Below are 25,566 nucleotides of genomic sequence, written 5' to 3'. Positions count from 1 at the left end.
CCAATGCGGCCAATGAAGTGGTTACAACGGTTCAGGAACTCGCAAGATCACCGGAAACGCGTTAAACCGCTGGCCATTGATGGTGGAATACGCCTTCCTGATCCAACCGGTGGAAGGTGTGCGCGCCAAACAGATCGCGCTGGGCCTGAGTCAGGTTTGTTGTGCCTCGCGCCCGGCGATAATCATCGAAATAGGATAAGGCCGCGGCCAGAGCCGGCATGGGAATTCCGGCCAGCGCCGCCTTTGCCACCACACGCCGAAGCGCTGTTTCACCAGCTTTCACCCGCTCAACAAATTGCGGTGCATGCAATAGATTGGCCGCAGGGCCGGATGCTTCGTAAGCGCGCGTGATATCATCCAGAAACTGCGAGCGGATGATGCAGCCTGCCCGCCAGATGCGCGCAATTTCACCCAAGGGCAGGTTCCAGCCGCGCTCTTCAGAAGCGGCCGACAACACAGCGAAGCCCTGTGCATAGGCGATGATTTTTGCGGTTTCCAGCGCCTGCTCCAGCTCTTTCAACCCATCCTTGTCGGGGTGAAAATCTCCCCGCACGCCCGCAACGCTGCCGTAAAGCGCGGCCGTTGCCGCGCGCTCTTTGCGGCGTGAGGAAATGCCCCGCGCTGAAACCGCGGCCTCAATTGTGGTAGCGCCAACGCCAAGCTTCTGAGCTTCAATCGCAGACCAGCGACCTGTGCCCTTCTGGCCCGCTTCGTCGGCAATGACATCCACCAGCGGCTTGCCAGAGTCCGGGTCCTTTTCGGCCAGATTAACAGCGGTGATTTCAATAAGGTAGGAAGAAAGACCGCGGCTGTTCCAATCGGCAAAAATATCCGACATTTCGCCGGCAGACAGACCCAGCCCATCGCGCAGAATGCCGTAGATTTCCGCAATCATCTGCATATCGGCATATTCGATGCCGTTGTGAATGGTTTTGACGAAATGGCCCGCCCCGTCCGGTCCCAGCCACGCAACGCATGGTGTGCCCTGATATTTTGCGGATATTGGCTCCAGAATCTTGCTCAACAGGCTGTATACCTGCTCTTCGCCACCAACCATGATGGAAGGGCCATGTCGCGCGCCAAGCTCGCCACCCGAAACGCCCATGCCAACAAAATGGAACGGCGTATCTGCAATGGCTTTTGACCGGCGCACAGTGTCGTTGAAATCGGCATTGCCTGCGTCAATCATGATATCGCCGGGCGAAAGCAGCGGCATTATGCGCTGCATTTCCTCATCAACGATGGGTCCGGCAGGCACCATAAACACAATCAGGCGCGGTGTTTTCAGCGTGGCAACAAACTGCTCGATCGAATCTGTCGGTACAATGTTCTGCCCTACGGCGCCATTGTCATCGCGCAGTGCATAGGCCTTCTCGGCAGTACGGTTGCTGCCTGCAACCACAAAGCCTTTTTCTGCCATGTTCAGCGCCAGATTGGCACCCATAGTCCCCAGACCAAGCACACCAATATCGGCCAACCGTTCGCTCATCATTCCACTCCGAATTATCCGTTATGGTTGTATCAAGCTTCAACCGGCTCGCGTCAAGATTTCGCGGCTGGCGCAGAGCGGTCAATGTTGCATATTCGGCAGGGAGTGATTGCCCTACATCTCCACCAGTCTGTCTGGCAGCTCATTGCGGCCATGTGCCGTTGGTGGAAAATGCACACTCAACAAGGCGCCAGACCGCCGGATCGCCTCAACAAATCCCTCAACCAACTGGTCCTGTCGGGCGGCCTTGGTCAAAACGTCAACAATTTGCTGCCAGTCCGCTTCGCTGACATGTTGGTGAATGCCGCTATCGGCAATGACTTCCGCATAATGTTCCGCTTCGGATACAAACAGCAAAACACCGGTGCGGCCGGAGGTGACATGCAGATTGTGCGCCAGAAACTGCGCCTGCGCCACTTTGGCAGCCGCCGCACTGGCCACAAAATTTGGCACAAACAATTGCCGCAGTGCGGGTACCCGCCACAGAGCCAGACACAAAAGACCCGCACCCAGGCCCTGCCCAAGCGCCAGCGTCAGCGCATTGACCGGGTGGCCCACCAGCGCGGCAATCAGTGAGGCAATCAGGCTGATGGCAAGACACAGCGCCAGCGCCATGGCAAAAGCCAATGCCGTTCCATCATGGCTCTGGCGGGCAAACACGGCGTAAATCTCACCCGCGGTCTGCTTTTCGGCATCGCGGATTGCCAGGCTTATTCGGTCATGATCCTGTGTGGAAAAGCGCAGCGGCATCATACCCTCCTACCAGCGCCCGGAGGCGCCACCGCCTCCGAAAGATCCGCCGCCACCGGAAAAGCCGCCACCACCGCTGAAACCGCCGCCACCCGAGGGAAAACCTGACCGGCCGCGCATGCCAGTGCCAGAAAAACCACCGCCCGGACCGCTGCGATTGGCGGGATCCGTGCCGAACACCATGCCGAGAAATTTTACGCGACCATCTGGCAATCTTGTGCCGAAAACGCTGGCCATGACTGCCAACGCAACCGGACCGAATGCGGACAGCAGAATGAAAGCTATAACCGCCAGAGAAACCCAGTCCTCTGTCGTTTCCCTTTCCCAGCCGGCATTTCTTTCCGCCCGCGCCTGCAGCTCCGCCGCGTCACCAGACAACACCTGCACAATGCCGTTCACTCCGGCCTCAATCCCTTTCGGGTAATCGCCTGAGCGAAATTCCGGCAGAATGTCATTCTCGATCACCAGCCGCGACAGGGCATCCGTCAACACCCCTTCCAGCCCGTAACCAACCTCTATGCGCACCTGCCGCTCATCCCGCGCCACCAGCAGCAACGCGCCATTATCTTCACCCGCACGGCCAAGTGCCCAGTGACGTGCCAGCCGGTTGGCAAAGTCTGCCAGTTCATAGCCTTGCAGATCGGGCACAGTGGCCACGACAATCTGGTCTGACGATGTCTGTTCAAAGGCTTGCAACCGCGCGCTCAACGCTGCTTCTTCCGCAGGGGAAAGCAATTGAGCCGCATCCACCACACGGCCGGTCAGCGCAGGAAACTCCTGCGCGCGGGCGGTGAGGCTGAAGCCAAGCCACACCAGCACAACCAGCACCAGCCTGACCGCAACGGATTTCTGCACCAGTGACTGCACTGCCTTGCGCCTCAATTTGTTCCGAAGCTGACAGCAGGCGGTGTGGAAGAGCCCTGCACGGCCTCAAACACCTGCATTGGCTCGGCAGAGGGGTAAAGTATAGCCGCTATCCAACGCCCCGGAATTGTTCGCAGCTCGGTGTTATAAACTCGCACTGCTTCAATATAGTCGCGTCTGGCAACCGCTATGCGGTTTTCAGTTCCCTCAAGCTGGCTTTGCAACGCCAGAAAATTCTGGTTCGACTTCAGGTCCGGATAGCGCTCCACGGTGACCAGCAGTCGCGAAAGTGCACCGGACAATGCATCCTGAGCCTGTTGAAACTGCTGCATGGCCTGCGGGTCGCTCAACTGGTCTGCGTTGATCGTCGTCTGGGTGGCTCGGGCCCGTGCTTCCACAACCGATGTCAGCACGTCCCGTTCCTGCTCTGCAAAGCCTTTAACGGTTTCCACAAGATTGGGGATCAGGTCCGCACGGCGCTGGTACTGGTTCTGCACTTCGCCCCAGGCTGCCTTTGCCTGCTCTTCGTAAGTGGGCACATTGTTGACCCCGCATGCCGCCAGCATGGGCAGTACAAAAGCGGCCAGCAGAAACAACCGCACGCGACGGAATGCTGCGGCGTGTGGTACGGAATCCATGCTCATGAGCATCCCCTCGTCATTCCCTTGAATGTTGCCAGACACCTTAAGGCTTCAGGCGTTTGGCATGCCATGCTAAGTGGTCGTCCATAAAAGTCGAGATGAAATTGTAGGAATGGTCGTAGCCTTCCCGCATATTCAACGTCAGCGGAATACGCGCGGTCTCGCATGCGGCCTTCAGCAGTTCGGGGCGCAGGCCGTTTTCAAGAAACTGGTCATCTGTTCCCTGATCCACGAGAAAGCCGGGAAACCGCTTGCCATCTTCAATCAACAGGCACGTGTCATAGTCGCGCCAGGCCTTGGCATCAGCCCCAAGATATTTTTCAAACGCCGGACGGGACCAGTCTGCCCTGGCCGGGTGAACAATGGGCGCAAATGCACTGCAACTGCGGTAGATATCGGGATTTTTGAGCGCAATGGTCATGGCGCCATGCCCGCCCATTGAGTGGCCGAATATGCCTTGCCGCGTTGTCGCCACGGGAAAGTTCACGGCCAGCAGTGCGGGCAGTTCGTCGGTGATGTAGGAATACATGCGGTAATTTGCGTTGTAAGGGGCTTCCGTCGCGTCAACGTAAAAGCCGGCGCCGGAGCCGAATTGCCAATTGTCCGGCTCATCCGGCACATCGGCCCCGCGAGGACTGGTGTCTGGTGTCACAATGATCAAACGGTGCTTGGCCGCTGCGCGCCGAAACTCACCCTTGTCCATGACATTCTGATGCGTGCAGGTCAGGCCGGAAAGATAGGTCAGAACCGCCAGTTTTTCTCCTGGCTGATGCTCCGGCACAAACACCGCAAAGGTCATGTCGCAATCGGTTGTCCGAGAGCGGTGCCGGTAAACACCCTGCACTCCACCATGCGCTTTTGCCGTCGAAATTACATCCATTGCTGTCATCCACTCCGCTTGCACGTCATTTAACAGGTGTGGGCCCTGGCCAAGTCGGTCAAGGCCCGACTGGCTGTATCAATACACCACGACCGAGCGAATGGACTTGCCTTCATGCATCAGGTCGAATGCATGGTTGATTTCGTCCAGCGGCATGGTGTGGGTGATCAGATCATCAATATTGATTTTGCCTTCCATATACCAATCGACAATTTTCGGCACATCCGTGCGGCCGCGCGCGCCGCCAAAGGCCGTGCCTTTCCACACCCGGCCAGTCACCAGCTGGAACGGGCGGGTAGATATTTCCTTGCCCGCTTCCGCCACGCCGATGATGATGGATTCACCCCAGCCGCGGTGGCAGCATTCCAGTGCCTGCCGCATGACATTGGTGTTGCCCGTGGCATCAAACGAAAAATCAGCGCCGCCGCCGGTCAGGTCCAGAATGGCCGGCACCACCTGATCATTGCCGATTTCTGCCGGATTGATAAAATCCGTCATGCCAAATTTGCGCGCCATTTCAACCTTTGCCGGGTTGATATCAACGCCAATGATCTTGTCTGCTCCGACCATGCGTGCCGCTTGCAGCACATTAAGGCCAATGCCGCCAAGGCCGAACACCACAACATTGGCGCCCGGCCAAACTTTCGCGGTGTAAATAACCGCGCCAATGCCGGTTGTTACGCCACAGCCAATGTAGCAGATCTTGTCGAATGGCGCGTCTTCACGAACCTTTGCGACGGCAATTTCCGGCAGCACGGTAAAGTTGGAAAAAGTGGAGCAGCCCATATAATGAAACACGTCACCGCCATTGCAGGAAAAGCGTGAGGTGCCGTCCGGCATAATGCCCTGACCCTGCGTGGCGCGAATGGCCGTGCAAAGATTTGAGCGCTGCGAAAGGCAGGTTTTGCACTGTCGGCATTCCGGCGTGTAAAGTGGAATCACATGGTCGCCAGGCTTGACGCTGGTTACACCGGCGCCCACTTCACGAACGATTCCCGCACCTTCATGCCCCAGAATAGCAGGAAACTTTCCTTCCGAATCCAGCCCGGACAAAGTGTAGGCATCCGTATGGCAAACTCCTGTTGCCATGATTTCAACCAGAACCTCGCCGGCTTTCGGCCCGCTGATGTTAATGGTTTCAACGGTTAAGGGCTTGTTGGCTTCCCAGGCAACGGCTGCTCTTGTCTGCATATGGACATATCCTCCAAATAGGTTGGCAATCGGGCGGACAGTCCCGGATAACCGGGTATTGGAGGCACTCCAAGATCACAACCCAAGGCATGCATAGCCGATTCTGCCATTATGTGGAATCATTTGCGCGCCCGGCAACCGCCCGTGCAATACCCGCTTGCCAATTGCTGTTCCGGCGTGGTGTACACAGTTCATGAAACACGCTCTTCTCCTTGCCGAACCGATGATCGACGACGTGGAAACGCAGCTTTCCGCCGAATTTGATGTCTATCGCCTGCACAACCCGGCAGATGCGCCGCTGATCGAACAGCGCCTGAACGACTTTCGTGTTGTCGCCACGGGTGGTGGCGTCGGCATTTCCACACAATGGGTTGAGCGCCTGCCGCTTTTGAAGGTGATTGCCATCAACGGTGTCGGGCTGGACAAAGTTGATCTGGCGCATGCAGGTCAGCGCGGCATTCATGTAACCAACACACCCGGCGTATTAACCGGCGATGTTGCCGATCTGGCGATGGGCCTGATCATTGCCACCTTGCGGCACATGAACCAGGGCGAGAAACTGGTGCGCAGCGGGCAATGGGCTGCCGGTTCCACCTTGCCGCTGGGCACGCGCCTTGCCGGAAAAACAGTAGGCATTCTGGGCCTTGGCCAGATCGGACAGGCAATTGCGCGGCGCGCAGCCGCCTTTGACATGCAGATTGCCTATTGGAACCGCTCTGCCGTGGAAACACCGCAGCAATGGGAGCGTGTGGCAACGCCCGAGGAACTGGCGGCAAAGGCCGACATTCTGATGGTTGCCATTGCTGCAAACCCTGCCACGCAAGGGCTGGTTTCCAGTGCCATGCTGGCCGCACTGGGCCGGAAGGGCTTTCTGGTCAACGTGTCTCGGGGCAGCGTGGTGGATGAGGCGGCGCTTATAACCGCCCTGACCAACGGCACCATAGCCGGTGCCGGGCTCGATGTTTTCTGGAACGAGCCCGCAATCAATCCGGTCTTTGGCAATCTGGACAATGTGGTGCTGATGCCGCACCAGGGCAGCGCCACGGGGGAGACGAAAGCGGAAATGGGCCGCATCGTTCTGGCCAACATTGCCGCCGCCATGGCTGGCGAAATTCCGCCAGCCTCGGTTAATGCGGCTCTGATCAGGCGGGATACGGCCAGCGCCAGCCGGTGATTTCCGGCATATCCTCACCATATTCCCGCGTGTAACGGTGATGTTCTGCCAGCTTGTCGTGCAATTGCTGCACGACATGGCCCGCTTTATCGGCAAGTCCCGGCACCCGGCGAATAGCCTCCAGCGCCAGATGGTAACGGTCCAGCTCATTCATCACGGCCATATCGAAAGGCGTGGTGGTTGTGCCCTCTTCCTTGAACCCGCGAACATGCATATTGGCATGGTTGGTTCTGGCATAGGTCAGTCGATGGATCAGATAGGGATAGCCGTGATAGGCGAAAATCACCGGCTTATCATTGGTGAACAGGGCGTCAAACTGCTGCTTCGGCAAACCGTGCGGATGTTCGGTATCAGGCTGCAATGTCATCAAATCCACGACATTAACAACGCGAATGGCCAGATCAGGAAGTTCCCGCCGCAAAATATCCACCGCAGCCAGTGTTTCCATAGTTGGCACATCGCCCGCACAGGCCATGACAACATCCGGCTCATTGCCTTTCGCGGTTCCGGCCCAATCCCAGATACCCGCTCCCGCTTCGCAGTGCTCAACTGCCGCGTCCATGGCCAGCCATTGCGGCGCAGGCTGTTTGCCGGCAACAATGACATTGATGCGGTCATAGGTCCGCAGGCAATGGTCCGTTACCCAAAGCAGGGTGTTGGCATCCGGCGGCAGATAGATCCGCACAATATCTGCCTTTTTATTTGCAACAAGATCGACAAAGCCGGGGTCCTGATGGCTGAACCCGTTGTGGTCCTGGCGCCAGACATGGCTGGTCAGCAAATAATTCAGGGATGAAATTGGCGCGCGCCACTCCAGTTCGCGCGAAACCTTCAACCATTTTGCATGCTGGTTGAACATGGAATCGACAATGTGGATAAACGCCTCGTAACAGGAAAACAGGCCGTGCCGGCCGCTGAGCAAATAGCCTTCAAGCCAGCCTTGACAGCAATGCTCGGACAGCACTTCCATCACCCTGCCATCCGGCCCCAGATGCACGTCATAGGGTTCGCATTTTTCCATCCACGCGCGTTCTGTCACATCGAACACGGCATCCAGCCGGTTTGATGCGGTCTCGTCCGGGCCGAACAGCCGGAAATTGGCGGTTTCAGCATTCAGTCTGGCAACTTCGCGCAGCAGATAGCCCATCACACGAGTGGACTCGGCTTCCACTGCGCCGGGGCTTGCAATATCCACGGCCAGTGCGCGGTAGTCCGGCATGACAAGCTCTTTGCGCAACTGCCCGCCATTGGCCACGGGAATGGCGCCCATGCGCTTGTCACCCTTTGGCGCAAGAGCGCGCAATTCCTCAATAAGCTGCCCATTGCCATCAAACAATTCACTGGGGCGATAGCTGCGCATCCAGGTTTCAAGCTGCTGTAGATGGTCCGCATTGCCCCGCACATTGGAAAGCGGCACCTGATGCGAGCGCCAGAACCCTTCAACCTTCTTGCCGTCCACCTCGCGCGGGCCGGTCCAGCCTTTTGGACTGCGCAGCACAATCATTGGCCAGCGCACAGAGGATGCTTGTCCTGCACGCGCACTCTTGCGAATGCCGGCAATCTCATCAAACGCCTTGTCCAGTGCTGCTGCCATAGCCTGATGCATCAGTTGCGGGTCTTCGCCACAAACGAAAATGGGCCAATAGCCATAGCCGGAAAAGATTTTGGCAATGTCGGCATCATCCATTCGGCCCAGCACGGTCGGATTGGCGATTTTGTAGCCATTCAAGTGCAAAATCGGGAGGACTGCGCCATCGCGGGCGGGATTGAGAAATTTAATGGATTGCCATGACCCGGAAAGCGGCCCGGTTTCAGCTTCGCCATCTCCCACAACGCAGGCGGCGACGAGATCCGGATTGTCAAAAACCGCGCCAAACGCATGCAAAATGGCATAACCCAGCTCACCCCCTTCATGGATAGAGCCGGGTGTTTCCGGCGCGGCGTGACTGGGAATGCCACCGGGAAATGAAAACTGGCGAAACAGTTTTTCAAGTCCTGCCTCGGTTTCCGACACATCGGGGTAAACTTCGCTGTAAACGCCTTCCAGATAGGTGTTGGCCACCATGCCCGGACCGCCATGGCCGGGGCCGCAGACATAAAGCACGTTTTCATCGCGGGCATTGATGATGCGGTTCATATGAACATAGATAAAGTTCAGCCCGGGTGTGGTGCCCCAATGCCCCAGAAGCCGCGGCTTGACATGGTCGCGGGTCAGCGGAATCTTGAGAAGCGGATTGTCCAGAAGATAGATCTGCCCCACGGACAGGTAATTGGCGGCCTGCCAGTAGCGGTGGATCAGGGACAGCTCCGCATCCGAAAGAACTTTCAGTTCCGCATTCAAATCAACCATCCAGCCGTCAGCCATTTCCTGCTCCTCTTGTTCCACACGCTGTAACCTAGAGTTAAAACACAGCGAGATGTCGGGAAAATGCAACAATTGCTGATTGATTGACAGGAAATGACCGAACTGCAAATATGAATGAACGTTCATTCCGCTGGTCAATATGTCAGAAACGAAAGGCTCTTTTACGGCTGCCAGCATTCGCCAGGAGGCGCAGCGGCTTTTTGCTGCGCGCGGATATGCTGCGGTTTCCATGCGGGAAATTGCTGATGCGGTGGGCATTCGTGCCGGCGGCCTGTACAACCACTTCGCCACCAAACAGGATATTCTGCGTGACCTGATGACCGGGCATCTGGGCGAGTTGCTGGCAGCCTGGGATGTTACAGACCCGGTCAATGACACAGCAGAGGCAAGGCTGACGGCTTTTGCCCGATTCCACATTCGCTTTCACTTTGAGAAGCCGGATGCGGTGTTCATTGCCTATATGGAACTGCGCAATCTGGAACCGGAAAATTTTGCGGCGGTGGAAGTTCTGCGGCGCAATTATGAGGGCCGGTTAAGGGCAATATTCGAAGCAGGTGCCGGGAAGTTCTGCCTCGAGGACAGCGCTGTGGCAACGCGCGCAATGATTGCCATGCTGACCGGCGTAACCACCTGGTACAAGCCGGGTGGGCGTCTTTCCATCGATGAGGTGGAAGAAATTTACATCAATATGGCGCGGCGAAGCGTGGGGCTGCCCGCTTTGACAAAAGCGCCGGACGAACAGGGAGGAACGCGGCATGTATGATGGCGGGCTGAAATTTGGACATCCGGAAGAAATCGAGGCACTGCGCGACATGGTACGCCGCTTTGCACAGCAGCGCATTGCACCCCGGGCCGAAGAAATTGACCACAGCAACAATTTTCCGAATGAGCTTTGGCGCGAACTCGGCGATCTCGGCCTTTTGGGCCTGACGGTGGAGGAGGAATATGGCGGCTCGGCCATGGGCTATCTTGCCCATTGCGTGGCCATTGAGGAAATCAGCCGCGCTTCCGCATCGGTCGGCCTGTCTTATGGGGCGCATTCCAACCTCTGCGTCAATCAGATCCGCCGCAATGGCACGGCTGAACAGAAGCAGAAATATCTGCCAAAGCTGATCACCGGCGAACATGTCGGCTCGCTGGCAATGTCGGAAAGCGGTGCTGGCTCGGATGTTGTCGGCATGCGGCTGAAGGCAGAACGGGTTGGCGATCATTTTGTGCTGAATGGCACCAAAATGTGGATCACCAATGGTCCGGAAGCCTCGACCTTGGTGGTCTATGCCAAAACCGACCCGAATGCCGGACCACGCGGCATCACCGCCTTTCTGATTGAAAAAGGCATGAAGGGATTTTCCACCGCCCAGAAGCTGGACAAGCTGGGCATGCGCGGCTCCAACACCTGCGAACTGGTGTTTGAGGATTGCCAAGTGCCGGTGGAAAATGTGCTGGGTGAAATTGGCGGCGGTGTGCGCGTGCTGATGAGCGGGCTGGACTATGAGCGGATTGTCCTTTCTGCCGGCCCGCTTGGCATTATGGCGGCATGCCTGGATGTGGTTGTGCCCTATGTTCACGAACGCAAGCAGTTCGGGCAGGCCATTGGCGAATTTCAGCTGATGCAGGCCAAGCTCGCCGATATGTATGTCTCGCTCAACGCCTCACGCTCCTACGTCTATTCGGTGGCTGCCGCGGCAGACCGGGGCGAAACCAACCGCAAGGATGCAGCGGGCTGCATTCTTTATGCCGCGGAAAACGCCACGCAAATGGCACTGCAGGCCATTCAGGCATTGGGCGGCAATGGCTATATCAACGAATTTTCCACTGGCCGGCTGCTGCGCGACGCCAAATTGTATGAAATTGGCGCTGGCACATCGGAAATCCGCCGTATGCTGATTGGTCGGGAACTGTTCAAGGAAAGCGACTGATGGCCGTTCTTTCTTCACAGATTTCACCCCGTTCCGAAAGCTTTGCCACAAACCGCGCCTCCATGTTGAGCCAGCTTGGCGTGGTGGAAGAGGTGGCGGCGCGCACGCTGGCGGGCGGCGGACAGGTTGCGCGTGATCGCCATGTGTCGCGCGGAAAGCTTCTGCCCCGCGAAAGGGTGGACCGGCTGCTGGACCCGGGTTCGCCGTTTCTGGAAATCGGGCTGTTCACCGCGCATGGCCATTATGATGACGCAGTGCCGGGTGCGGGCCTGATCTGCGGTATTGGACGGGTCTGCGGGCGCGAAGTTATGGTGGTGTGCAATGATGCCACCGTCAAAGGCGGCACTTACTATCCATTGACGGTCAAAAAGCATCTTCGGGCGCAGGAAATTGCACTCGAAAACAATCTGCCGTGCATTTATCTGGTGGATTCGGGTGGCGCAAACCTTCCCAATCAGGACGAAGTGTTCCCCGATCGCGACCATTTTGGCCGGATATTCTTCAATCAGGCGCAAATGTCTGCACGTGGCATAAAACAGATCGCTGTTGTCATGGGCTCGTGCACTGCAGGAGGCGCATACATTCCGGCGATGAGTGATGAAACCATCATTGTGCGCGGCCAGGGTACGATTTTTCTGGCTGGTCCGCCGCTGGTGCGGCAGGCTACGGGCGAAGTTGTAACGGCGGAAGAACTGGGCGGCGGCATGACCCATGCCCGCCTTTCCGGAGTGGTGGACCATCTGGCCGAAGATGACGAGCACGCATTGTCTCTGGCAAGGCGGGCTGTGGCCAATCTCAATCTTGTGCCGGTTCACACGGTGGAGCGGCAGGCGGTTGAAGCGCCGCTTTACGATCCGGAAGAGTTGATTGGCGTGGTTCCGGCCGAAGCGCGCACACCCTATGACATCCGCGAGGTCATTGCCCGGCTCGTCGATGGTTCTCGCTTTGATGAGTTCAAGCGGCTTTACGGCGAAACGCTCGTTTGCGGTTTCGCCCATGTTCACGGCCTGCCAGTGGGTATTCTGGCCAATAACGGCGTGCTGTTTTCGGAAAGCGCCATGAAAGGCGCACACTTCATTGAGCTGTGTTCACAGCGCGGCATTCCCTTGCTGTTCCTGCAGAACATCACCGGCTTTATGGTTGGCCGCAGTTACGAGGCGGGCGGCATTGCCAAGCATGGCGCAAAGCTGGTCACCGCGGTTTCCACAACAGCGGTTCCCAAAATCACCATGCTGGTTGGCGGCTCCTATGGTGCTGGCAATTACGGCATGTGTGGGCGCGGGTTTTCACCTCGCTTTCTATGGAGCTGGCCCAATTCCCGAATTGCAGTCATGGGCGGCGAACAGGCGGCGGGCGTTCTGGCCACGGTCAAACGCGAAGGCATGGAACGGCGCGGCCAAAGCTGGAGCAATGACGAGGAGACTGAGTTCAAGCGACCGACGATCGAACTGTTTGAACGTCAGAGCCACCCGCTCTACGCCTCTGCACGACTGTGGGATGATGGCATTCTGGACCCGCGCAAGAGCCGCGACGCGCTTGGACTTTCGCTTTCCGCTGCGCTGAACGCCCCGGTGGGCGAAACGCGCTTTGGCCTGTTCCGGATGTGAGGCGATGATGTTTGACAAGATATTGATTGCCAATCGCGGCGAAATAGCCGTTCGGATCATCAGGACTGCCCGGCGGCTTGGCATTGCCACGGTGGCGGTCTACTCTGACGCCGATGCCAACGCCCAGCATGTGCGTCTGGCCGATCAGGCTGTGCACATTGGCCCTGCACCGGTGGCAGAAAGCTATCTGCGCATGGACGCCATACTGGATGCAGCCCGCAAAACCGGCGCTCAGGCCATTCACCCCGGCTATGGCTTTCTTTCAGAAAATCCTGAATTTGTTGATGCGGTGACAACCGCCGGTCTGGTGTTTATCGGCCCATCCGCATCGGCCATACGCGCCATGGGCCTGAAAGACGCCGCAAAACGTCTGATGGAACAGGCCGGTGTGCCGGTGGTTCCCGGCTATCACGGCGCCGAGCAGGACAGCAATTTCCTGGCGCAGGAAGCCGCACGCATTGGCTATCCGGTTCTGATCAAGGCTCGTGCAGGCGGCGGCGGCAAGGGCATGCGCCGCGTGGACCGGGCAGAGGATTTCTCTGCTGCGCTGGAAGGCGCGCAGCGCGAGGCACGCGCAGCCTTTGGCGATGCGGCCTGCCTGATTGAAAAATATATCACCGCGCCACGCCACATCGAAATTCAGGTGTTTGGCGACAATCATGGCAATGCCGTGCATTTGTATGAGCGGGACTGCTCATTGCAGCGCCGCCACCAGAAAGTGATTGAAGAGGCCCCGGCTCCCGGAATGACGGCAGAGATGCGCGCGGCCATGGGCGATGCTGCGGTGCGGGCTGCCAAGGCCATTGGCTATAGCGGCGCTGGCACGATCGAATTTATCGTCGATGGGTCGGAAGGCCTGTTGCCTGACCGCTTCTGGTTCATGGAAATGAACACCCGCCTGCAGGTCGAACACCCCGTAACCGAAGCGGTGACCGGGCTGGATCTGGTGGAATGGCAGCTTCGCGTTGCCAGTGGCGAAAAGCTGCCTGCAACGCAGGACCAGATTGGCCTGAACGGCCATGCTTTTGAAGCCCGTGTCTATGCCGAAAACCCCGGCAGGGGATTTTTGCCCGCGACCGGCCAGTTGAAGCGGCTGTCACTGCAACAGGATCTGCGCATAGACAGTGGCGTGAGGGAGGGCGACGAGGTTTCCCCTTACTACGACCCGATGATTGCCAAAGTCATTGCACATGGCCCCAGCCGACAGGCCGCTTTGCGCAAGCTGAAACAGGGTCTTGCTGCAAGCGAGATTGCCGGAGTGACCACCAATCTGGCCTTCCTGACCCGTCTGGCCGGCCATTCCGGATTTGCTGCCGGGCAGGTGGACACAGGGCTGATCGAACGGGACATGGGCGTTCTGGTGCCTGATGATGCCCCTCCTGCGCGAGCCTATGCACTGGCAGCGCTGGTTCTGCAAAACTGCTTTGATCGGCCGCAATCGGATGCGCCGTGGGACCAGTTGCGCGGCTTTCGCCACTTCGGTCACGCAACCATGCCCATTCGCGTGGACATTGGAGGCCAGACCCGGCTGGTGCGCACCACACTTTGCGGCTCGCTCGCATCGGTTGATGTTGAAGGCCAGCTTGTAACAATCGACATTGCTGAAAAAGGCCCACGCCCGCGCGTGTCGCTTGATGGCATTTCGCAGCATTTTGGCTGGTTCAGGCAGGAATGGGCAGTCAGCCTGTTTCTCGACGGCGAAACCTTTGAGGCGCACCGCCCCTTGCCGGGTTCGAGTGGGCTTGTGATGGATGCCGGCAATGCCATCACCTCCCCCATGCCCGGAACTGTGCGCATGGTTTCGGCCCGCGCTGGCGACATTGTGAAAAAGGGCGCGCCGCTGATCATTGTCGAGGCAATGAAGATGGAGCACACCCTCACCGCCCCGCGCGATGGCACCGTGGCAACGGTTCTTGTCAGCGTTGGCGATCGGGCGGATGATGGCATGCTGCTCCTGACGCTGGAGGATGCAGCGTGAGCCGCTTTGTCGAGATTGTTGAAATGAGCGCCCGTGACGGGTTGCAGAACGAAAAAGTGCTTGTACCCACAGACCGCAAGATCGCGTTGATTGATCGGTTATCTGCGTGTGGTTTTTCGCGAATTGAGGCGACGAGTTTTGTTTCCGCCCGCTGGGTGCCGCAAATGGCAGATGCGGCAGAGGTTATGGCGGGCATTCACCGCAAGGCCGGAATTCGCTACACCGCCTTGACGCCCAATCTGAAAGGTTTTGAAGCGGCATGCGCCGCCAAGGCCGACGAAGTCGCAATTTTCGGCTCTGCGTCGGAAGCCTTTTCCATGGCCAACATCAATTGTTCCATCAGTGAAAGTCTGGAGCGGTTCAAGCCGGTCATCTTCGCCGCGACCGAGGCAAGAATTCCAGTGCGCGGATATATATCCTGCGTTGTGGCATGCCCCTATTCCGGCGCGGTTGCGCCAGACGCAGTTGCCCGGCTGGCGCGCGATTTTCTGGCCATGGGCTGTGTGGAAATCAGCCTGGGGGATACGACGGGCGCTGGAACACCCGAAACGGTGGAGGCCATGTTGAAGGCGGTGTTGCAGGAGGTGCCGGAGCAGGTTGTCGCCGGCCACTACCACGACACCAACGGGCTGGCGCTCGACAATATCGAGGCCAGCGTAGCGCTGGGTATTTCGGTTTTTGATGCCGCCGCCGGTGGCCTTGGCGGCTGCCCATACGCCCCGGGCGCCAAAGGCAATGTTGATACGGTTGCGGTGAACAGGCTGCTGACCCGGCTTGGCTATCACACGGGGCTGGACGCTGTTTTGTTAAGTGAGGCGGCGGCTTTTGCGCGTGGCCTGCGAGCGGAGATTTAGGCAATGCAGACCATTGACCTGACATTTGATGGCACGGGCGTGGCCACGCTGACGCTGAACCGGCCCGCCAAGCACAATGCCATGAGTGCCGCGATGTTTGCCGAACTGGCGGAAGCGGCAGAGCGCATTGAAGCCAATGAAGACGTTCATGCGGTTGTGTTGACCGGCGCCGGGCGCAGCTTCTGCGCCGGTGCTGACCTTGGCTGGATGGAGATGCAGTTTCAGGCCAGTCGGGCAGACCGGATGGAACAGGCCATGGCATTGGCCAACATGCTGGACCGCCTGAACCGCTTGTCCAAGCCCCTCATTGGCAAGATCAATGGGGCTGCCTATGGTGGCGGACTTGGCCTGATCGCTGTCTGCGACGTCGCAATTGCGACGGATACTGCCAGATTTGCCTTTTCCGAGACGCGACTTGGCATCATTCCGGCAACCATAAGCCCCTATGTCATGGCGAGAATGGGCGAGGCGCGGGCAAGGCGGGTGTTTTTCTCTGCCCGGCTTTTTGATGCAGCAGAAGCGGTCAAGCTGGACCTTCTGGCGGGCTGTGTTGCGCCAGACCAGTTGGACGCAGCCATCGCCGCAGAAATTCAACCCTATCTGGCAACTGACCCGGTGGCTGTTGCCAGCGCCAAACAGTTGACGCGCTCGCTAGGCCCGGTGATCGATGCGGCCACTATTCGCCAGACGGCTGAAGCGCTGGCAGATGCATGGGACAGCCCGCAAGCGCAGAAACGCATTGGAGCATTCCTGCTCAAGACAAAAGGCTGACGGTAATATCGTCACCACCCACAACCAGTAATTGACATTCGCCCAATAACGAATGATCGTTCGCATAATGCCGCATTGCCCTGCCGTAAAACGATTCCGTTTCAGTGGAAAATGCTCTAGAGAGCGAGAGAAAAAGGGGAAACGGTCACGAGGCTGACTGATTGTTGGAGTGGGGAAGTTGGTCAAGCGAGCTGCCAATAGCGGAGAACGCACCGCGGACGCCATTCGGCGGGCGGGTCTCAAGCTGATCTACCAAAAGGGATATGCGGCTGTTTCCATGCGCGATCTTGCGCAGGAAGTCGGTATCGGTCTGTCTTCCATCTACAATCACATATCCACAAAACAGGCATTGCTGGTAGAGCTTCTGCTGGAACATATGAACAGTCTGCTGGCCGAGTTGCGGCCTGCACTGGCAGAGAGTGACGGACTGAGCGCCCGCGACAGGCTGCTGGCATTTCTGCTGTTCCACCTGCGCTATCACCTGACACGGCGAGTTGAAGTGTTTGTCATCAATTCCGAACTGCGCAGCCTTGAGCCTGACAATCTGGCGGAGGTTGTAGCATTGCGGCGCGCTTATGAAGATGAACTGGTGGCAATTCTACAGGCTGGAAAAGCCGATGGCTCGCTGATTGTCGAAGATCCGCAAGTCACCGCATTTGCTCTGATTTCAATGCTGACTGGCGTTTGCAACTGGTACAACCCGGATGGCCGGTTGTCGCAGAATGCAATTATAAAGATGCATGTGGACCTGATCTTTTCCGGCTTGTCGGCTCCGCTCCCCGAGCGCCAACTTAAGGCGGGTTAAGGCACCTTCGGTAATTTGGTCAGACCAAAAAATCAGCAACTATGGCTTTTCAACCGGATAGCCGTCAGTTTTTGCCAAATTGGATTGACCAGTTGGGCAATTGCATTTAAACAATCCTCGATATGCGCTGCTGGGAGGTGGCGGTTACTGGGGAGAAGCCAGCCAAATGTCGACTGCTGCCGTGATCAAACATGATCATTCTGCACATGAACTGCTGGTGTTGGAAGAGATTGTCAAAAGCTTCCCCGGCGTCAAGGCCCTGAACAAAGTGTCACTGACATTGCGTGCAGGTGAGGTTCATGCAGTGTGCGGTGAAAACGGCGCCGGCAAATCCACTTTGATGAAGGTGATCAGCGGCTTGTACCAGCCTGATGAAGGGCGGATGCTGCTTGATGGGCAGGAAGTGCGCTTTTCCGGCACACGGGAATCGGAAGCGGCGGGCATTGCCATCATTCACCAGGAACTCAACCTTGTTCCGCATCTCACCGTTGCTGAAAACATTTTCCTGGCTCGAGAGCCAAAGCGCGGCCCGTTTATCAACCGCAAAAAACTGAATGGTGATGCCGCGCGTGCGCTGGCGCAATTGGGCGTGGATATTGCACCAACGCAGGAAGTGCGCACGCTGTCTCTTGCACAAAGCCAGATGGTGGAAATTGCCAAGGCGCTGTCGCTGAATGCGCGCGTGCTGATCATGGATGAGCCGACATCCTCTCTGACCGAAGCGGAAACCCATGTCCTGTTCAAGATCATTCGCGATCTGAAGAAAAGCGGCGTCGGCATCATCTACATTTCACACCGACTGGATGAAATGGCGCAGATTGTGGATCGTGTCACGGTTTTGCGCGATGGTACCTATGTTTCAACCCGCGATTTTGCCGATACCACTGTGGATGACATTGTTGCGCAAATGGTTGGCCGGTCGCTGGACGAAAAATTTCCCGATCGCCAGTCTGTGCCTGGCAGCGACGTTATCTTCCGCGTCAGCGATCTGAATCGCCGCAACCGTTTCAACGACATTTCCTTTGAAATTCGCCGGGGTGAAATTCTGGGCTTTGCCGGGCTTATGGGGGCAGGCCGCACGGAAGTCGCCCGGGCCATATTCGGCGCAGACCCGTTTGACAGCGGCACAATTGAACTGGCTGGCCAGCAACTGAAAATCAACTCTCCACGCGATGCCATTGCCAATGGAATTGCCTATCTTTCGGAAGACCGCAAGGGTGACGGGCTGGCCGTGAAAATGTCCGTAGCGGAAAATCTGACGCTGCCCAATATGGATAAGGTTTCAGGCCCGCTTGGATTTATCCGCTTTGCGCAGGAGCGTGAGGCGGCCCAGACCTATATCCGGCAGCTCAACATCAAAACCCCTTCAGAGAAACAGATTACGCGGCTGCTTTCCGGCGGCAATCAGCAGAAAATTGTTATTGGCAAATGGCTGTTTCGCGGATCGCGCGTCCTGTTTTTCGACGAGCCGACCAGAGGCATCGATGTGGGCGCCAAATTTGCCATATACGAATTGCTGGACCAGTTGGCGGCCAATGGCATCGGTGTTGTGCTGATTTCGTCTGAACTGCCGGAAATACTGGGCGTAACAGACCGGATTGCGGTTTTCCACCAGGGCCGGATCATGGCCACTTTGAACACTGCACAAACCACTCAGGAAGAAATCATGCACTACGCCTCGGGCTATTCCGGTCCGGGCGGTGTTGAGACGGGCAGTAAGAAACAATGACCACCGATCGCAAAAAAGACCTGCTGCAGAAATTTGCGGCGCTTGGCAGTCTGTTTCTGCTGACAATTGCCTTTTCCATCACCAGCAATGCTTTCTTCACAGTCAGCAACGGAATGACGGTTGCCCTGCAGGTCACATCCATTGCCATTCTGGGCTTTGGCGCAACCTGCGTCATCATCACGGGGGGCATCGACCTTTCAGTGGGTTCGGTGCTGGCACTGGCTGGCGTGGCCGCGGCCCTGCTGGTCAAAGCGGGCGTGCCCGTGCCGGTTGGCATGCTGGGCGGCATTGCGGTTGGTGCGTTGTGCGGGCTGGTGAACGGCATTGCGGTTACGCAATTGCGTCTTCCCCCCTTCATCGCCACACTGGGCATGATGTTGATTGCCCGCGGCCTTGCCCTGCAAATTACCGGAGCACGGCCGGTTTCCGGGCTTGGCTCGTCGTTTGGCGAACTGGGCAACGGCGCATTGTTTCGCATGGTCACAATTGGCGATGACGGCTTCCCGACCGTTGTGTTTCCCGGCATTCCCTACCCGGTCATCCTGATGGTGGTTCTGGCCATCGTCATTTCCATCATGCTGACGCGCACCACTCTTGGCAGGCACATTTATGCGGTTGGCTCCAACGCCGAGGCCGCGCGCCTTTCGGGCGTCAATGTCAAAATGGTTACGCTTTTCACCTATGTGCTGTCTGGCACAATGGCGGGGTTGACAGGCTGCGTGCTGATGTCGCGCCTTGTCACTGCCCAGCCCAATGAAGGCGTGATGTATGAGCTGGACGCCATTGCCAGCGCCGTAATTGGTGGCACATCACTGATGGGCGGCGTTGGCACCATTTCAGGCACGATAATTGGCGCTTTTGTCATCGGAATTCTGCGGAATGGCCTCAATATGAACGGCGTTTCTGCATTTACCCAGCAAATCATCATCGGTCTTGTCATTCTCTTGACCGTCTGGCTCGACCAGATCCGCAACCGGCGCTGATTGCATCTAACGAGGAGGATAGAATGAACAAACTGGCTAAGGTTGCTCTGGCTTCCCTTTTGTCGCTGACCGCAGGTGCGGCAATGGCGCAGGAAAAGGAAATTGCCGTCATCGTCAAAACCGCCAATGCCACATTCTGGCAGAATGTGCAGAAGGGCGCGGATGAGGCGATCAAGGATGCCGACGGCTATTCCATCACATTCCAGGGACCGGCATCCGAGTCCGCAATCGCGGACCAGGTGAACATGGTGGACAACGCAGTCAACCGGGGTGTGGCCGGCATTGTTCTGGCGCCTTCGGATCCGGAAGCACTGGTTCCTTCCATCAAAAAAGCATGGGAAGCCCGCATTCCGGTGGTGCTGATCGATTCAGCCATTGCCGACAGTGCCTCGGACTATTTTCAGTCATTTCTGGCAACTGACAACAAGGCCGCCGGTGAGTTGGCCGCACAGGCAATGATCGACAAAATCGGCACAGACGGAAAAGTCGCCGTCATGTCCTATGTTGCCGGTGCAGGCTCGGAAATTGGCCGTGTGGGCGGGTTTGTGGATTATCTGAAAGCCAATTCCAACATTGAAATCGTCGGGCCGTTCTATTCGCAGTCGCAAATGGCAACTGCTTTGAACCAGACAACCGATGTTCTGGCCTCCAACCCGGATCTGAAGGGCATTTTTGGTGCCAATGAGCCGACTGCAATCGGCATGGGCCGCGCCCTTGCACAGTCCGGCAAGGCAGGTCAGGTCGTCGCCATCGGTTTTGACGGAAATGAAGACCTGCAGAACTTTGTCAAGGACGGCACACTGGCAGCTATTGCCGTGCAGGGTTCGTTCCAGATGGGCGAACTGGGTGTGGAAACAGTGGTCAAGGTTATCAACCGTGAGCCGGTTGAAAAGCAGCAGGACACCGGTGTTGTTCTGGTGACCAAGGAAAATATCGACACACCGGAAGCCCAGAACGTACTATACTAAGGCAATGCGGCGCGGCGGCTGTAACAGGCTGCCGCGCCTTTTTGTCAAAAAGCATGTCTCGTTGAAACAGTTCCGTTTTAACGGCAAACAACGAGTTGCAGCATTTCAACTGATCGAATGATCACATGAAACGCTTCTTTATTCAGGAACATGGCCCAGACATGAACGTAACCGACCGCCGCCCCCTGCCCCGCGCTGATCTGCAACTTTCAGTCCTTGGAATTGGCGGCGCGCAGATTGGCGGCCTGTACCGAGCAATGAGCGATGCAAATGCCGCTGCCATCGTTGATGCAGCCTGGCAGGCGGGCATTCGCTACTTCGACACGGCACCGTTCTACGGTTTCACCCGCTCTGAACATCGGATGGGCAATGCTCTGCGCAAGGAAGCGCGCAATGAATTTGCTCTGTCGACCAAGGTCGGTCGAATGATGCGGCCCAACGCAAGCGTCGGGGAATTTGAGCAGGGCTATTGCGAGCCGCTGCCGTTTCGGCCTGAATATGACTATCGGTACGATGCAATCATCCGCTCGCACGAAGACAGTTTGCAAAGGCTCGGCCTTCCCAGCATCGACATGCTTTACGTGCATGACATTGGCAGCATGACCCATGGCGAGCGCCATGCCCATTATTGGGAGCAACTGACCAAAGGCGGCGGCTTCCGCGCTCTGGAAGAGTTGCGCCGCAGCGGACTGGTCAAATCGGTTGGTCTGGGTGTCAATGAATGGCAGGTGGTGGACGCTGCCATGAACGAAATGGACCTGGACTGCACCATGCTGGCCGGGCGCTATACGCTGCTGGAGCAGGACAGCCTTGCCTTGCTGAACCGTGCAGCCAAAGCCGGACATGCAATTGTTGCCGCCGCGCCGTTCAATTCCGGGCTGCTGGTTGGCAATGGCAAGTTTAATTATGACGAAGCGCCGGAAGACGTGTTGAAGCGGGCTGAAACGCTGAATGCGCTGGCACAGCAGTTTGATGTGCCCCTGCCAGCCGCGGCCATTCAGTTTGGCCTTGCACATCCCGCTGTTGTTTCCATTGTCACCGGCACCAACACCCCGGAACGGATAGCCAGCAGCGTTGCCTGGTTTGAAACCCCGGTTCCTGCCGAATTCTGGCAGGCACTGGCAACACAGGGCCTTGTTGCCGAAGGCACGCCACTACCGGGGTTGAACTGATATGCGCATTGATTCCCACCATCATTTCTGGCGGCTGGAAGACCGGGTTGGAGAGTGGCCCCCGGCAGATCTGGTGCAGATTTACCGCGATTTTTCCGTGCCCGACCTCGACCCTTTGCTGAAGCAGAACGGTATTCATGGCACAGTGCTGGTGCAAACCCTGCCCCGGCTGGCCGACACGCATTACATGTTGGGCATTGCGCAGCAAAACAGCTTTGTCAAAGGCGTTGTCGGCTGGGCAGATCTGCTGGCCGATGATGCAGCGAAAACCATTGAGCAACTGGCCACCAATCCGAAGCTTAAGGGATTGCGGCCAATGTTGCAGGATTTGCCGGATGCCGCCTGGATTGCCAATCCGGCATTGCAGCCAGCAGTTGATGCCATGCTGGCAAGCGGCCTTTCCTTTGACGCTCTGGCCAAGCCACCGCACCTTCAACCTTTGCTCACATTTGCCCGGCGCAATCCTGACCTTGCCATTGTTATCGACCATGGCGGCAAGCCAGACATAGCAGGTGGCAACTTGGAAATGTGGAAACAGGATATGCGGGCTTTGGCAGACCTGCCGCATATTCATTGCAAGCTTTCCGGCCTGATGACAGAGGCAGGCAGCCCACCGGACATGGATGGGGTAGCCTATGCAGCCGACACTGTTCTGGACCTGTTTGGCCCGCAGCGCACGATGTTTGGCAGCGACTGGCCGGTGCTGAACCTTGCCGGCACCTATTCCGGGTGGCTTGAATTTGCCCGTGACCGGGTTGCGCGCCAGTTTGGCGAAGCAGATGAAGCGGCGATTTTTGGTGGAAATGCCGTACGCTTTTACCGGCTGGAGATCTGACATCCATGCAACGAATGGCAATGGTCATCGGCCTCGTTCCGGAAAAGGTCGAAGAGTACAAGCGTCTTCATTCGGCGGTCTGGCCTCAGGTTCTGGCGCGTTTAAGTGCGTCCAACATTCGCAATTACTCCATTTTTCTGCGCGAGCCGGAAAATCTGCTCTTCGGCTATTGGGAATATCACGGCAGCGATTATGCCGCGGATATGGCGGCGATTGCCGCAGACCCGGAAACCCAACGCTGGTGGACATTTTGCGAGCCGTGTCAGGCACCGCTTGCAACCCGCGCACCGGACGAGCACTGGGCCATGCTGGAACCTGTTTTTCACATGGACTGAAGCTTTGTCTGCCGCATATCGCATCGTCGAAGAAAGACTTAAGGCAATATGCTTCAGGTGGCAGCCAGATGTGGCTCCTGCAGGCGCCGCTCAACCTCGTCCGGCGTCAATGCATGGCCATACAGCCAGCCCTGCAAATGGCTGCATCCGATCTTCTGCATCAACTGCGCCTGTTCTTCAGTCTCCACACCTTCTGCCGTAACGGGCAGACCCAGCGCGGTACCAAGCTCGACAATGGCTGCCGCCAGACGAAACGCCCGTTGCGTGTCCTGCGCTGCCATGACAAAAGACTTGTCCATCTTGATCCTGTCGAGTGACAGCCGCTGCAAATAGCCAATGCTGGCATAACCGGTGCCAAAGTCATCCAGTGAAATGCGGATGCCCAGTTGGCGAAACGCCCGCAGCTTCTGCTCAGCTTCTGCCGGCCGGCGCAGAAGATAGCGCTCGGTGATTTCCAGATCCAGCCTTTCGGCGGGAAAGCCAATCTCACTCAATGCATTGGTGATTGTCGAAACAAGGTCTCTGTCCCAGAACTGTGCCGGAGACAGGTTTACCGACAGCCGCACATTCCAGTCCAATGCCAGCCGACACGCTTTGACCAAAACCTTGCGTCCCAGTTCGTTGATCAGGCCGCTTTGTTCTGCCACCCGAATGAAATGGTCCGGCGCAACACTGCCCAGCGCCGGGTGGTCCCACCGCGCCAGCGCTTCCACACAATCTATGCGGCCGCTGGTCGCCTCCACAATCGGCTGAAACGCCACCTCAATCTGATCTGAATCCACGGCGACCCGCAGCATCCCTTCCATCATGTGGCGTATGCGGTTGGCCTCATCAAACGAGGGGTCGTAAGAAAGCCAACCTCGTTTCCCCCGCGATTTTGCCGCGTACATGGCAACATCGCCGCGGCGCATCAGCTCTTCTGCCGTTATTCCCGGCTGGCTGGTGGCTGCACCAATGCTGATACCCAGGTTGACGCTGTAGCCGCTGACATTGAAGGGTGGTTCAAAAGCGGTCAGAATGCTTTCTGCCATATCAGAAGGCCCCGCAGACACAGGGGCCAGCAGCACGGCAAATTCATCACCACCGGTGCGTGCGACCAGATCTTCACTGCGCACCGATTTGCGAATGCGCCGGCCGGCCTCTATCAGCAAATCATCGCCAATCGCATGGCCGTAAACGTCATTGGCTTCTTTGAACCCATCCAGATCCATATAGAGAAGCACGTTTTCCGGACCCAGCCCAGCCTTGCCACGCATACTGTCCAACAACCTGCGGCGGTTGGGCAGGCCTGTCAGAGCATCATGATAGGCGAGGTAACGAACATTGCCCTGGCTGAATTTCAGTGCTTCAGTGGAACGCCGCGCGCGGTTGAGAATCGCACCGGCCAGCAACACCGTCACGACGGTGATCAGCAAGTATCCTGGCAGCATCTGGTGCATCAGCGCGGTGCCGGGCCTGTCCGGCAACCATGCAACCTCAGCCAGTTGAATTCCGTCGCGGGCCACCACCGGAACCGCTTCAAAATTCTCGGCACGCTGGGCATCCACCATCAGTTCCAGCGGCGCTGTGCCATAGCGCCGTGCCAGCCGATCCAGCGCCACGGGGTCCAGTTCACGCGCAACAACCAGTGTGCGGCGCAAGGCTGCCGGCATGGAAATTTCCGGCGAAAGCGGCACAATATCTGCCGCTGCGTACAGAAAAACCTGGCTGCCCTGTCGGGTGTAGCCACCAGAGGCATCTTCACCAATATCGGCAGAAAAGGCAGCATCGGTTATGCCACGCGCCAGCCCACGCCCAAGAACATTATAGGCATCCATCGGTGCTGCCGACTGGCTGCCACGATAGAAGGAGTAGATCGTGCGCTCGCCATTCTCGATGATGAATATATGCGAATAGTCCTGGCGATTGCCCAGATAGACACTGACATTTTCATCAGCCCATTTGGGGTCAAAACGCAGAAGCAATGCCCGCGCAGCGTCATCCCAGACGGCATAATCCTGCAGATCGCGGACAGCAAATTCCACCAGGCTTTGCAAACCGCTGCTGATGGTCTGCCGGTCGCGCTCTGTATCCATCCGGTCCTGCACCGCAGTCAGATAGTAAAGCAGCGAGAACAGCGCGACAAATGTGGTTATGATCAAAAGCGCTACGGGCGGCACATATTGGCGCGGGAAGAAATGGCGGATGGAATTCATTAGCAACCGACTTCCACTCTGCGCCTCTCTCATAGCTTTCACCAAACTACAGCGTCTTTGA

General features: G+C 57.5%; 22 protein-coding genes. 14 read left to right on the top strand and 8 right to left on the bottom strand.

The features are described from left to right. Positions 1 to 61 precede the first annotated feature (61 nt). The 6 genes from gndA to FPY71_RS12770 all read right to left on the bottom strand — a co-directional run bounded on the left by gndA (position 62) and on the right by FPY71_RS12770 (position 5,815). Positions 62 to 1,489 carry an NADP-dependent phosphogluconate dehydrogenase gene (gene gndA / locus FPY71_RS12795; protein WP_149300703.1) on the bottom strand — a complete coding sequence of 476 codons (1,428 nt, stop codon included), beginning with the start codon at positions 1,487 to 1,489 and terminating at the stop codon, positions 62 to 64. Positions 1,490 to 1,603: 114 nt separating this feature from the next. Further along, a complete protein-coding gene (locus FPY71_RS12790; protein ID WP_149300702.1) occupies positions 1,604 to 2,242 on the bottom strand; it encodes a TPM domain-containing protein in 639 nt (212 codons plus the stop codon). Positions 2,243 to 2,248: 6 nt separating this feature from the next. Continuing rightward, entirely contained in the window at positions 2,249 to 3,121 is an 873-nt protein-coding gene (locus FPY71_RS12785; protein ID WP_149300701.1) for a TPM domain-containing protein, read from the bottom strand. Then, positions 3,118 to 3,747 (bottom strand): LemA family protein, encoded by a 630-nt coding sequence (locus tag FPY71_RS12780; RefSeq protein ID WP_149300700.1) that lies wholly within the window; start codon positions 3,745 to 3,747, stop codon positions 3,118 to 3,120. The genes FPY71_RS12785 and FPY71_RS12780 overlap by 4 nt, the downstream gene beginning before the upstream one ends. Positions 3,748 to 3,787: 40 nt before the next feature. Continuing rightward, on the bottom strand, positions 3,788 to 4,624 hold the full coding sequence (gene fghA / locus FPY71_RS12775; RefSeq protein WP_149300699.1) for an S-formylglutathione hydrolase: 837 nt from the start codon (positions 4,622 to 4,624) through the stop codon (positions 3,788 to 3,790). A 78-nt stretch (positions 4,625 to 4,702) separates the two neighbouring features. Beyond that, positions 4,703 to 5,815, bottom strand: coding sequence for an S-(hydroxymethyl)glutathione dehydrogenase/class III alcohol dehydrogenase (locus FPY71_RS12770; protein WP_149300698.1), 1,113 nt, complete (start codon positions 5,813 to 5,815; stop codon positions 4,703 to 4,705). Between the two features lie 193 nt (positions 5,816 to 6,008). On the opposite strand from FPY71_RS12770, the gene FPY71_RS12765 reads away from it, so the two are divergent. Then, positions 6,009 to 6,989: a 2-hydroxyacid dehydrogenase gene (locus tag FPY71_RS12765; protein ID WP_149300697.1), complete on the top strand. Its 981-nt coding sequence runs from the start codon at positions 6,009 to 6,011 to the stop codon at positions 6,987 to 6,989. Here the strand turns inward: FPY71_RS12765 and FPY71_RS12760 are convergent. Next, the gene (locus tag FPY71_RS12760; RefSeq protein ID WP_149301093.1) at positions 6,958 to 9,339 is read right to left on the bottom strand and encodes a phosphoketolase family protein; all 2,382 of its coding nucleotides are present in this window, start codon (positions 9,337 to 9,339) and stop codon (positions 6,958 to 6,960) included. The two genes, FPY71_RS12765 and FPY71_RS12760, sit on opposite strands and share 32 nt — an antisense overlap. Before the next feature lie 154 nt (positions 9,340 to 9,493). Between FPY71_RS12760 and FPY71_RS12755 the strand changes: the two genes are divergently transcribed. The 13 genes from FPY71_RS12755 to FPY71_RS12695 all read left to right on the top strand — a co-directional run bounded on the left by FPY71_RS12755 (position 9,494) and on the right by FPY71_RS12695 (position 23,310). Further along, positions 9,494 to 10,117, top strand: coding sequence for a TetR/AcrR family transcriptional regulator (locus FPY71_RS12755; protein WP_149300696.1), 624 nt, complete (start codon positions 9,494 to 9,496; stop codon positions 10,115 to 10,117). A gap of 7 nt (positions 10,118 to 10,124) precedes the next feature. Continuing rightward, on the top strand, positions 10,125 to 11,273 hold the full coding sequence (locus tag FPY71_RS12750) for an isovaleryl-CoA dehydrogenase (RefSeq protein WP_483964276.1): 1,149 nt from the start codon (positions 10,125 to 10,127) through the stop codon (positions 11,271 to 11,273). Then, positions 11,273 to 12,880 carry a carboxyl transferase domain-containing protein gene (locus tag FPY71_RS12745; protein WP_149300694.1) on the top strand — a complete coding sequence of 536 codons (1,608 nt, stop codon included), beginning with the start codon at positions 11,273 to 11,275 and terminating at the stop codon, positions 12,878 to 12,880. Before FPY71_RS12750 ends, FPY71_RS12745 begins: the two co-directional genes overlap by 1 nt. Positions 12,881 to 12,887: 7 nt before the next feature. After that, on the top strand, positions 12,888 to 14,858 hold the full coding sequence (locus FPY71_RS12740; protein WP_149300693.1) for an acetyl/propionyl/methylcrotonyl-CoA carboxylase subunit alpha: 1,971 nt from the start codon (positions 12,888 to 12,890) through the stop codon (positions 14,856 to 14,858). After that, a complete protein-coding gene (locus tag FPY71_RS18690) occupies positions 14,855 to 15,712 on the top strand; it encodes a hydroxymethylglutaryl-CoA lyase (RefSeq protein ID WP_188052337.1) in 858 nt (285 codons plus the stop codon). Before FPY71_RS12740 ends, FPY71_RS18690 begins: the two co-directional genes overlap by 4 nt. Positions 15,713 to 15,715: 3 nt before the next feature. Then, a complete protein-coding gene (locus tag FPY71_RS18685) occupies positions 15,716 to 16,483 on the top strand; it encodes a crotonase/enoyl-CoA hydratase family protein (protein WP_149300692.1) in 768 nt (255 codons plus the stop codon). A gap of 178 nt (positions 16,484 to 16,661) precedes the next feature. Beyond that, positions 16,662 to 17,288, top strand: a complete 627-nt coding sequence (locus tag FPY71_RS12725) for a TetR/AcrR family transcriptional regulator (RefSeq protein WP_149300691.1) — start codon at positions 16,662 to 16,664, stop codon at positions 17,286 to 17,288. Positions 17,289 to 17,454: 166 nt separating this feature from the next. Further along, positions 17,455 to 19,017, top strand: coding sequence for a sugar ABC transporter ATP-binding protein (locus FPY71_RS12720; RefSeq protein ID WP_149300690.1), 1,563 nt, complete (start codon positions 17,455 to 17,457; stop codon positions 19,015 to 19,017). Then, positions 19,014 to 20,000: an ABC transporter permease gene (locus tag FPY71_RS12715; protein ID WP_149300689.1), complete on the top strand. Its 987-nt coding sequence runs from the start codon at positions 19,014 to 19,016 to the stop codon at positions 19,998 to 20,000. The genes FPY71_RS12720 and FPY71_RS12715 overlap by 4 nt, the downstream gene beginning before the upstream one ends. Before the next feature lie 23 nt (positions 20,001 to 20,023). After that, on the top strand, positions 20,024 to 20,968 hold the full coding sequence (locus FPY71_RS12710; protein ID WP_149300688.1) for an ABC transporter substrate-binding protein: 945 nt from the start codon (positions 20,024 to 20,026) through the stop codon (positions 20,966 to 20,968). Positions 20,969 to 21,129: 161 nt separating this feature from the next. Then, a complete protein-coding gene (locus tag FPY71_RS12705) occupies positions 21,130 to 22,140 on the top strand; it encodes an aldo/keto reductase (RefSeq protein WP_149300687.1) in 1,011 nt (336 codons plus the stop codon). 1 nt (position 22,141) lies between these two features. After that, positions 22,142 to 22,975 (top strand): amidohydrolase family protein, encoded by an 834-nt coding sequence (locus FPY71_RS12700; RefSeq protein WP_149300686.1) that lies wholly within the window; start codon positions 22,142 to 22,144, stop codon positions 22,973 to 22,975. 5 nt (positions 22,976 to 22,980) lie between these two features. Further along, a complete protein-coding gene (locus FPY71_RS12695; protein WP_149300685.1) occupies positions 22,981 to 23,310 on the top strand; it encodes an L-rhamnose mutarotase in 330 nt (109 codons plus the stop codon). 53 nt (positions 23,311 to 23,363) lie between these two features. Here FPY71_RS12695 and FPY71_RS12690 read toward each other — a convergent pair whose 3' ends face one another. After that, on the bottom strand, positions 23,364 to 25,505 hold the full coding sequence (locus FPY71_RS12690) for a putative bifunctional diguanylate cyclase/phosphodiesterase (RefSeq protein ID WP_188052336.1): 2,142 nt from the start codon (positions 25,503 to 25,505) through the stop codon (positions 23,364 to 23,366). Positions 25,506 to 25,566 lie beyond the last annotated feature (61 nt).

Origin of the sequence: Aureimonas fodinaquatilis, assembly GCF_008369445.1 — a bacterium.
Classification (GTDB): Bacteria; Pseudomonadota; Alphaproteobacteria; order Rhizobiales; family Rhizobiaceae; genus Aureimonas; species Aureimonas fodinaquatilis.
The sequence above is the reverse complement of the archived record's forward strand: the minus strand, read 5'-3'. Positions and strand labels throughout refer to the sequence as shown.

Bases quoted from the DNA above. Each gene is read 5' to 3' on its own strand.
- FPY71_RS12705 (WP_149300687.1), top strand. From the start codon at position 21,130: ATGAACGTAACCGACCGCCGCCCCCTGCCCCGCGCTGATCTGCAACTT.
- FPY71_RS12695 (WP_149300685.1), top strand. From the start codon at position 22,981: ATGCAACGAATGGCAATGGTCATCGGCCTCGTTCCGGAAAAGGTCGAA.
- FPY71_RS12745 (WP_149300694.1), top strand. From the start codon at position 11,273: ATGGCCGTTCTTTCTTCACAGATTTCACCCCGTTCCGAAAGCTTTGCC.
- FPY71_RS12710 (WP_149300688.1), top strand. From the start codon at position 20,024: ATGAACAAACTGGCTAAGGTTGCTCTGGCTTCCCTTTTGTCGCTGACC.
- fghA (WP_149300699.1), bottom strand. From the start codon at position 4,624: ATGGATGTAATTTCGACGGCAAAAGCGCATGGTGGAGTGCAGGGTGTT.
- FPY71_RS12760 (WP_149301093.1), bottom strand. From the start codon at position 9,339: ATGGTTGATTTGAATGCGGAACTGAAAGTTCTTTCGGATGCGGAGCTG.
- gndA (WP_149300703.1), bottom strand. From the start codon at position 1,489: ATGAGCGAACGGTTGGCCGATATTGGTGTGCTTGGTCTGGGGACTATG.
- FPY71_RS12755 (WP_149300696.1), top strand. From the start codon at position 9,494: ATGTCAGAAACGAAAGGCTCTTTTACGGCTGCCAGCATTCGCCAGGAG.
- FPY71_RS12790 (WP_149300702.1), bottom strand. From the start codon at position 2,242: ATGATGCCGCTGCGCTTTTCCACACAGGATCATGACCGAATAAGCCTG.
- FPY71_RS12740 (WP_149300693.1), top strand. From the start codon at position 12,888: ATGTTTGACAAGATATTGATTGCCAATCGCGGCGAAATAGCCGTTCGG.
- FPY71_RS18685 (WP_149300692.1), top strand. From the start codon at position 15,716: ATGCAGACCATTGACCTGACATTTGATGGCACGGGCGTGGCCACGCTG.
- FPY71_RS12765 (WP_149300697.1), top strand. From the start codon at position 6,009: ATGAAACACGCTCTTCTCCTTGCCGAACCGATGATCGACGACGTGGAA.
- FPY71_RS12770 (WP_149300698.1), bottom strand. From the start codon at position 5,815: ATGCAGACAAGAGCAGCCGTTGCCTGGGAAGCCAACAAGCCCTTAACC.
- FPY71_RS12715 (WP_149300689.1), top strand. From the start codon at position 19,014: ATGACCACCGATCGCAAAAAAGACCTGCTGCAGAAATTTGCGGCGCTT.
- FPY71_RS12780 (WP_149300700.1), bottom strand. From the start codon at position 3,747: ATGAGCATGGATTCCGTACCACACGCCGCAGCATTCCGTCGCGTGCGG.
- FPY71_RS12690 (WP_188052336.1), bottom strand. From the start codon at position 25,505: ATGAATTCCATCCGCCATTTCTTCCCGCGCCAATATGTGCCGCCCGTA.
- FPY71_RS12720 (WP_149300690.1), top strand. From the start codon at position 17,455: ATGTCGACTGCTGCCGTGATCAAACATGATCATTCTGCACATGAACTG.
- FPY71_RS12700 (WP_149300686.1), top strand. From the start codon at position 22,142: ATGCGCATTGATTCCCACCATCATTTCTGGCGGCTGGAAGACCGGGTT.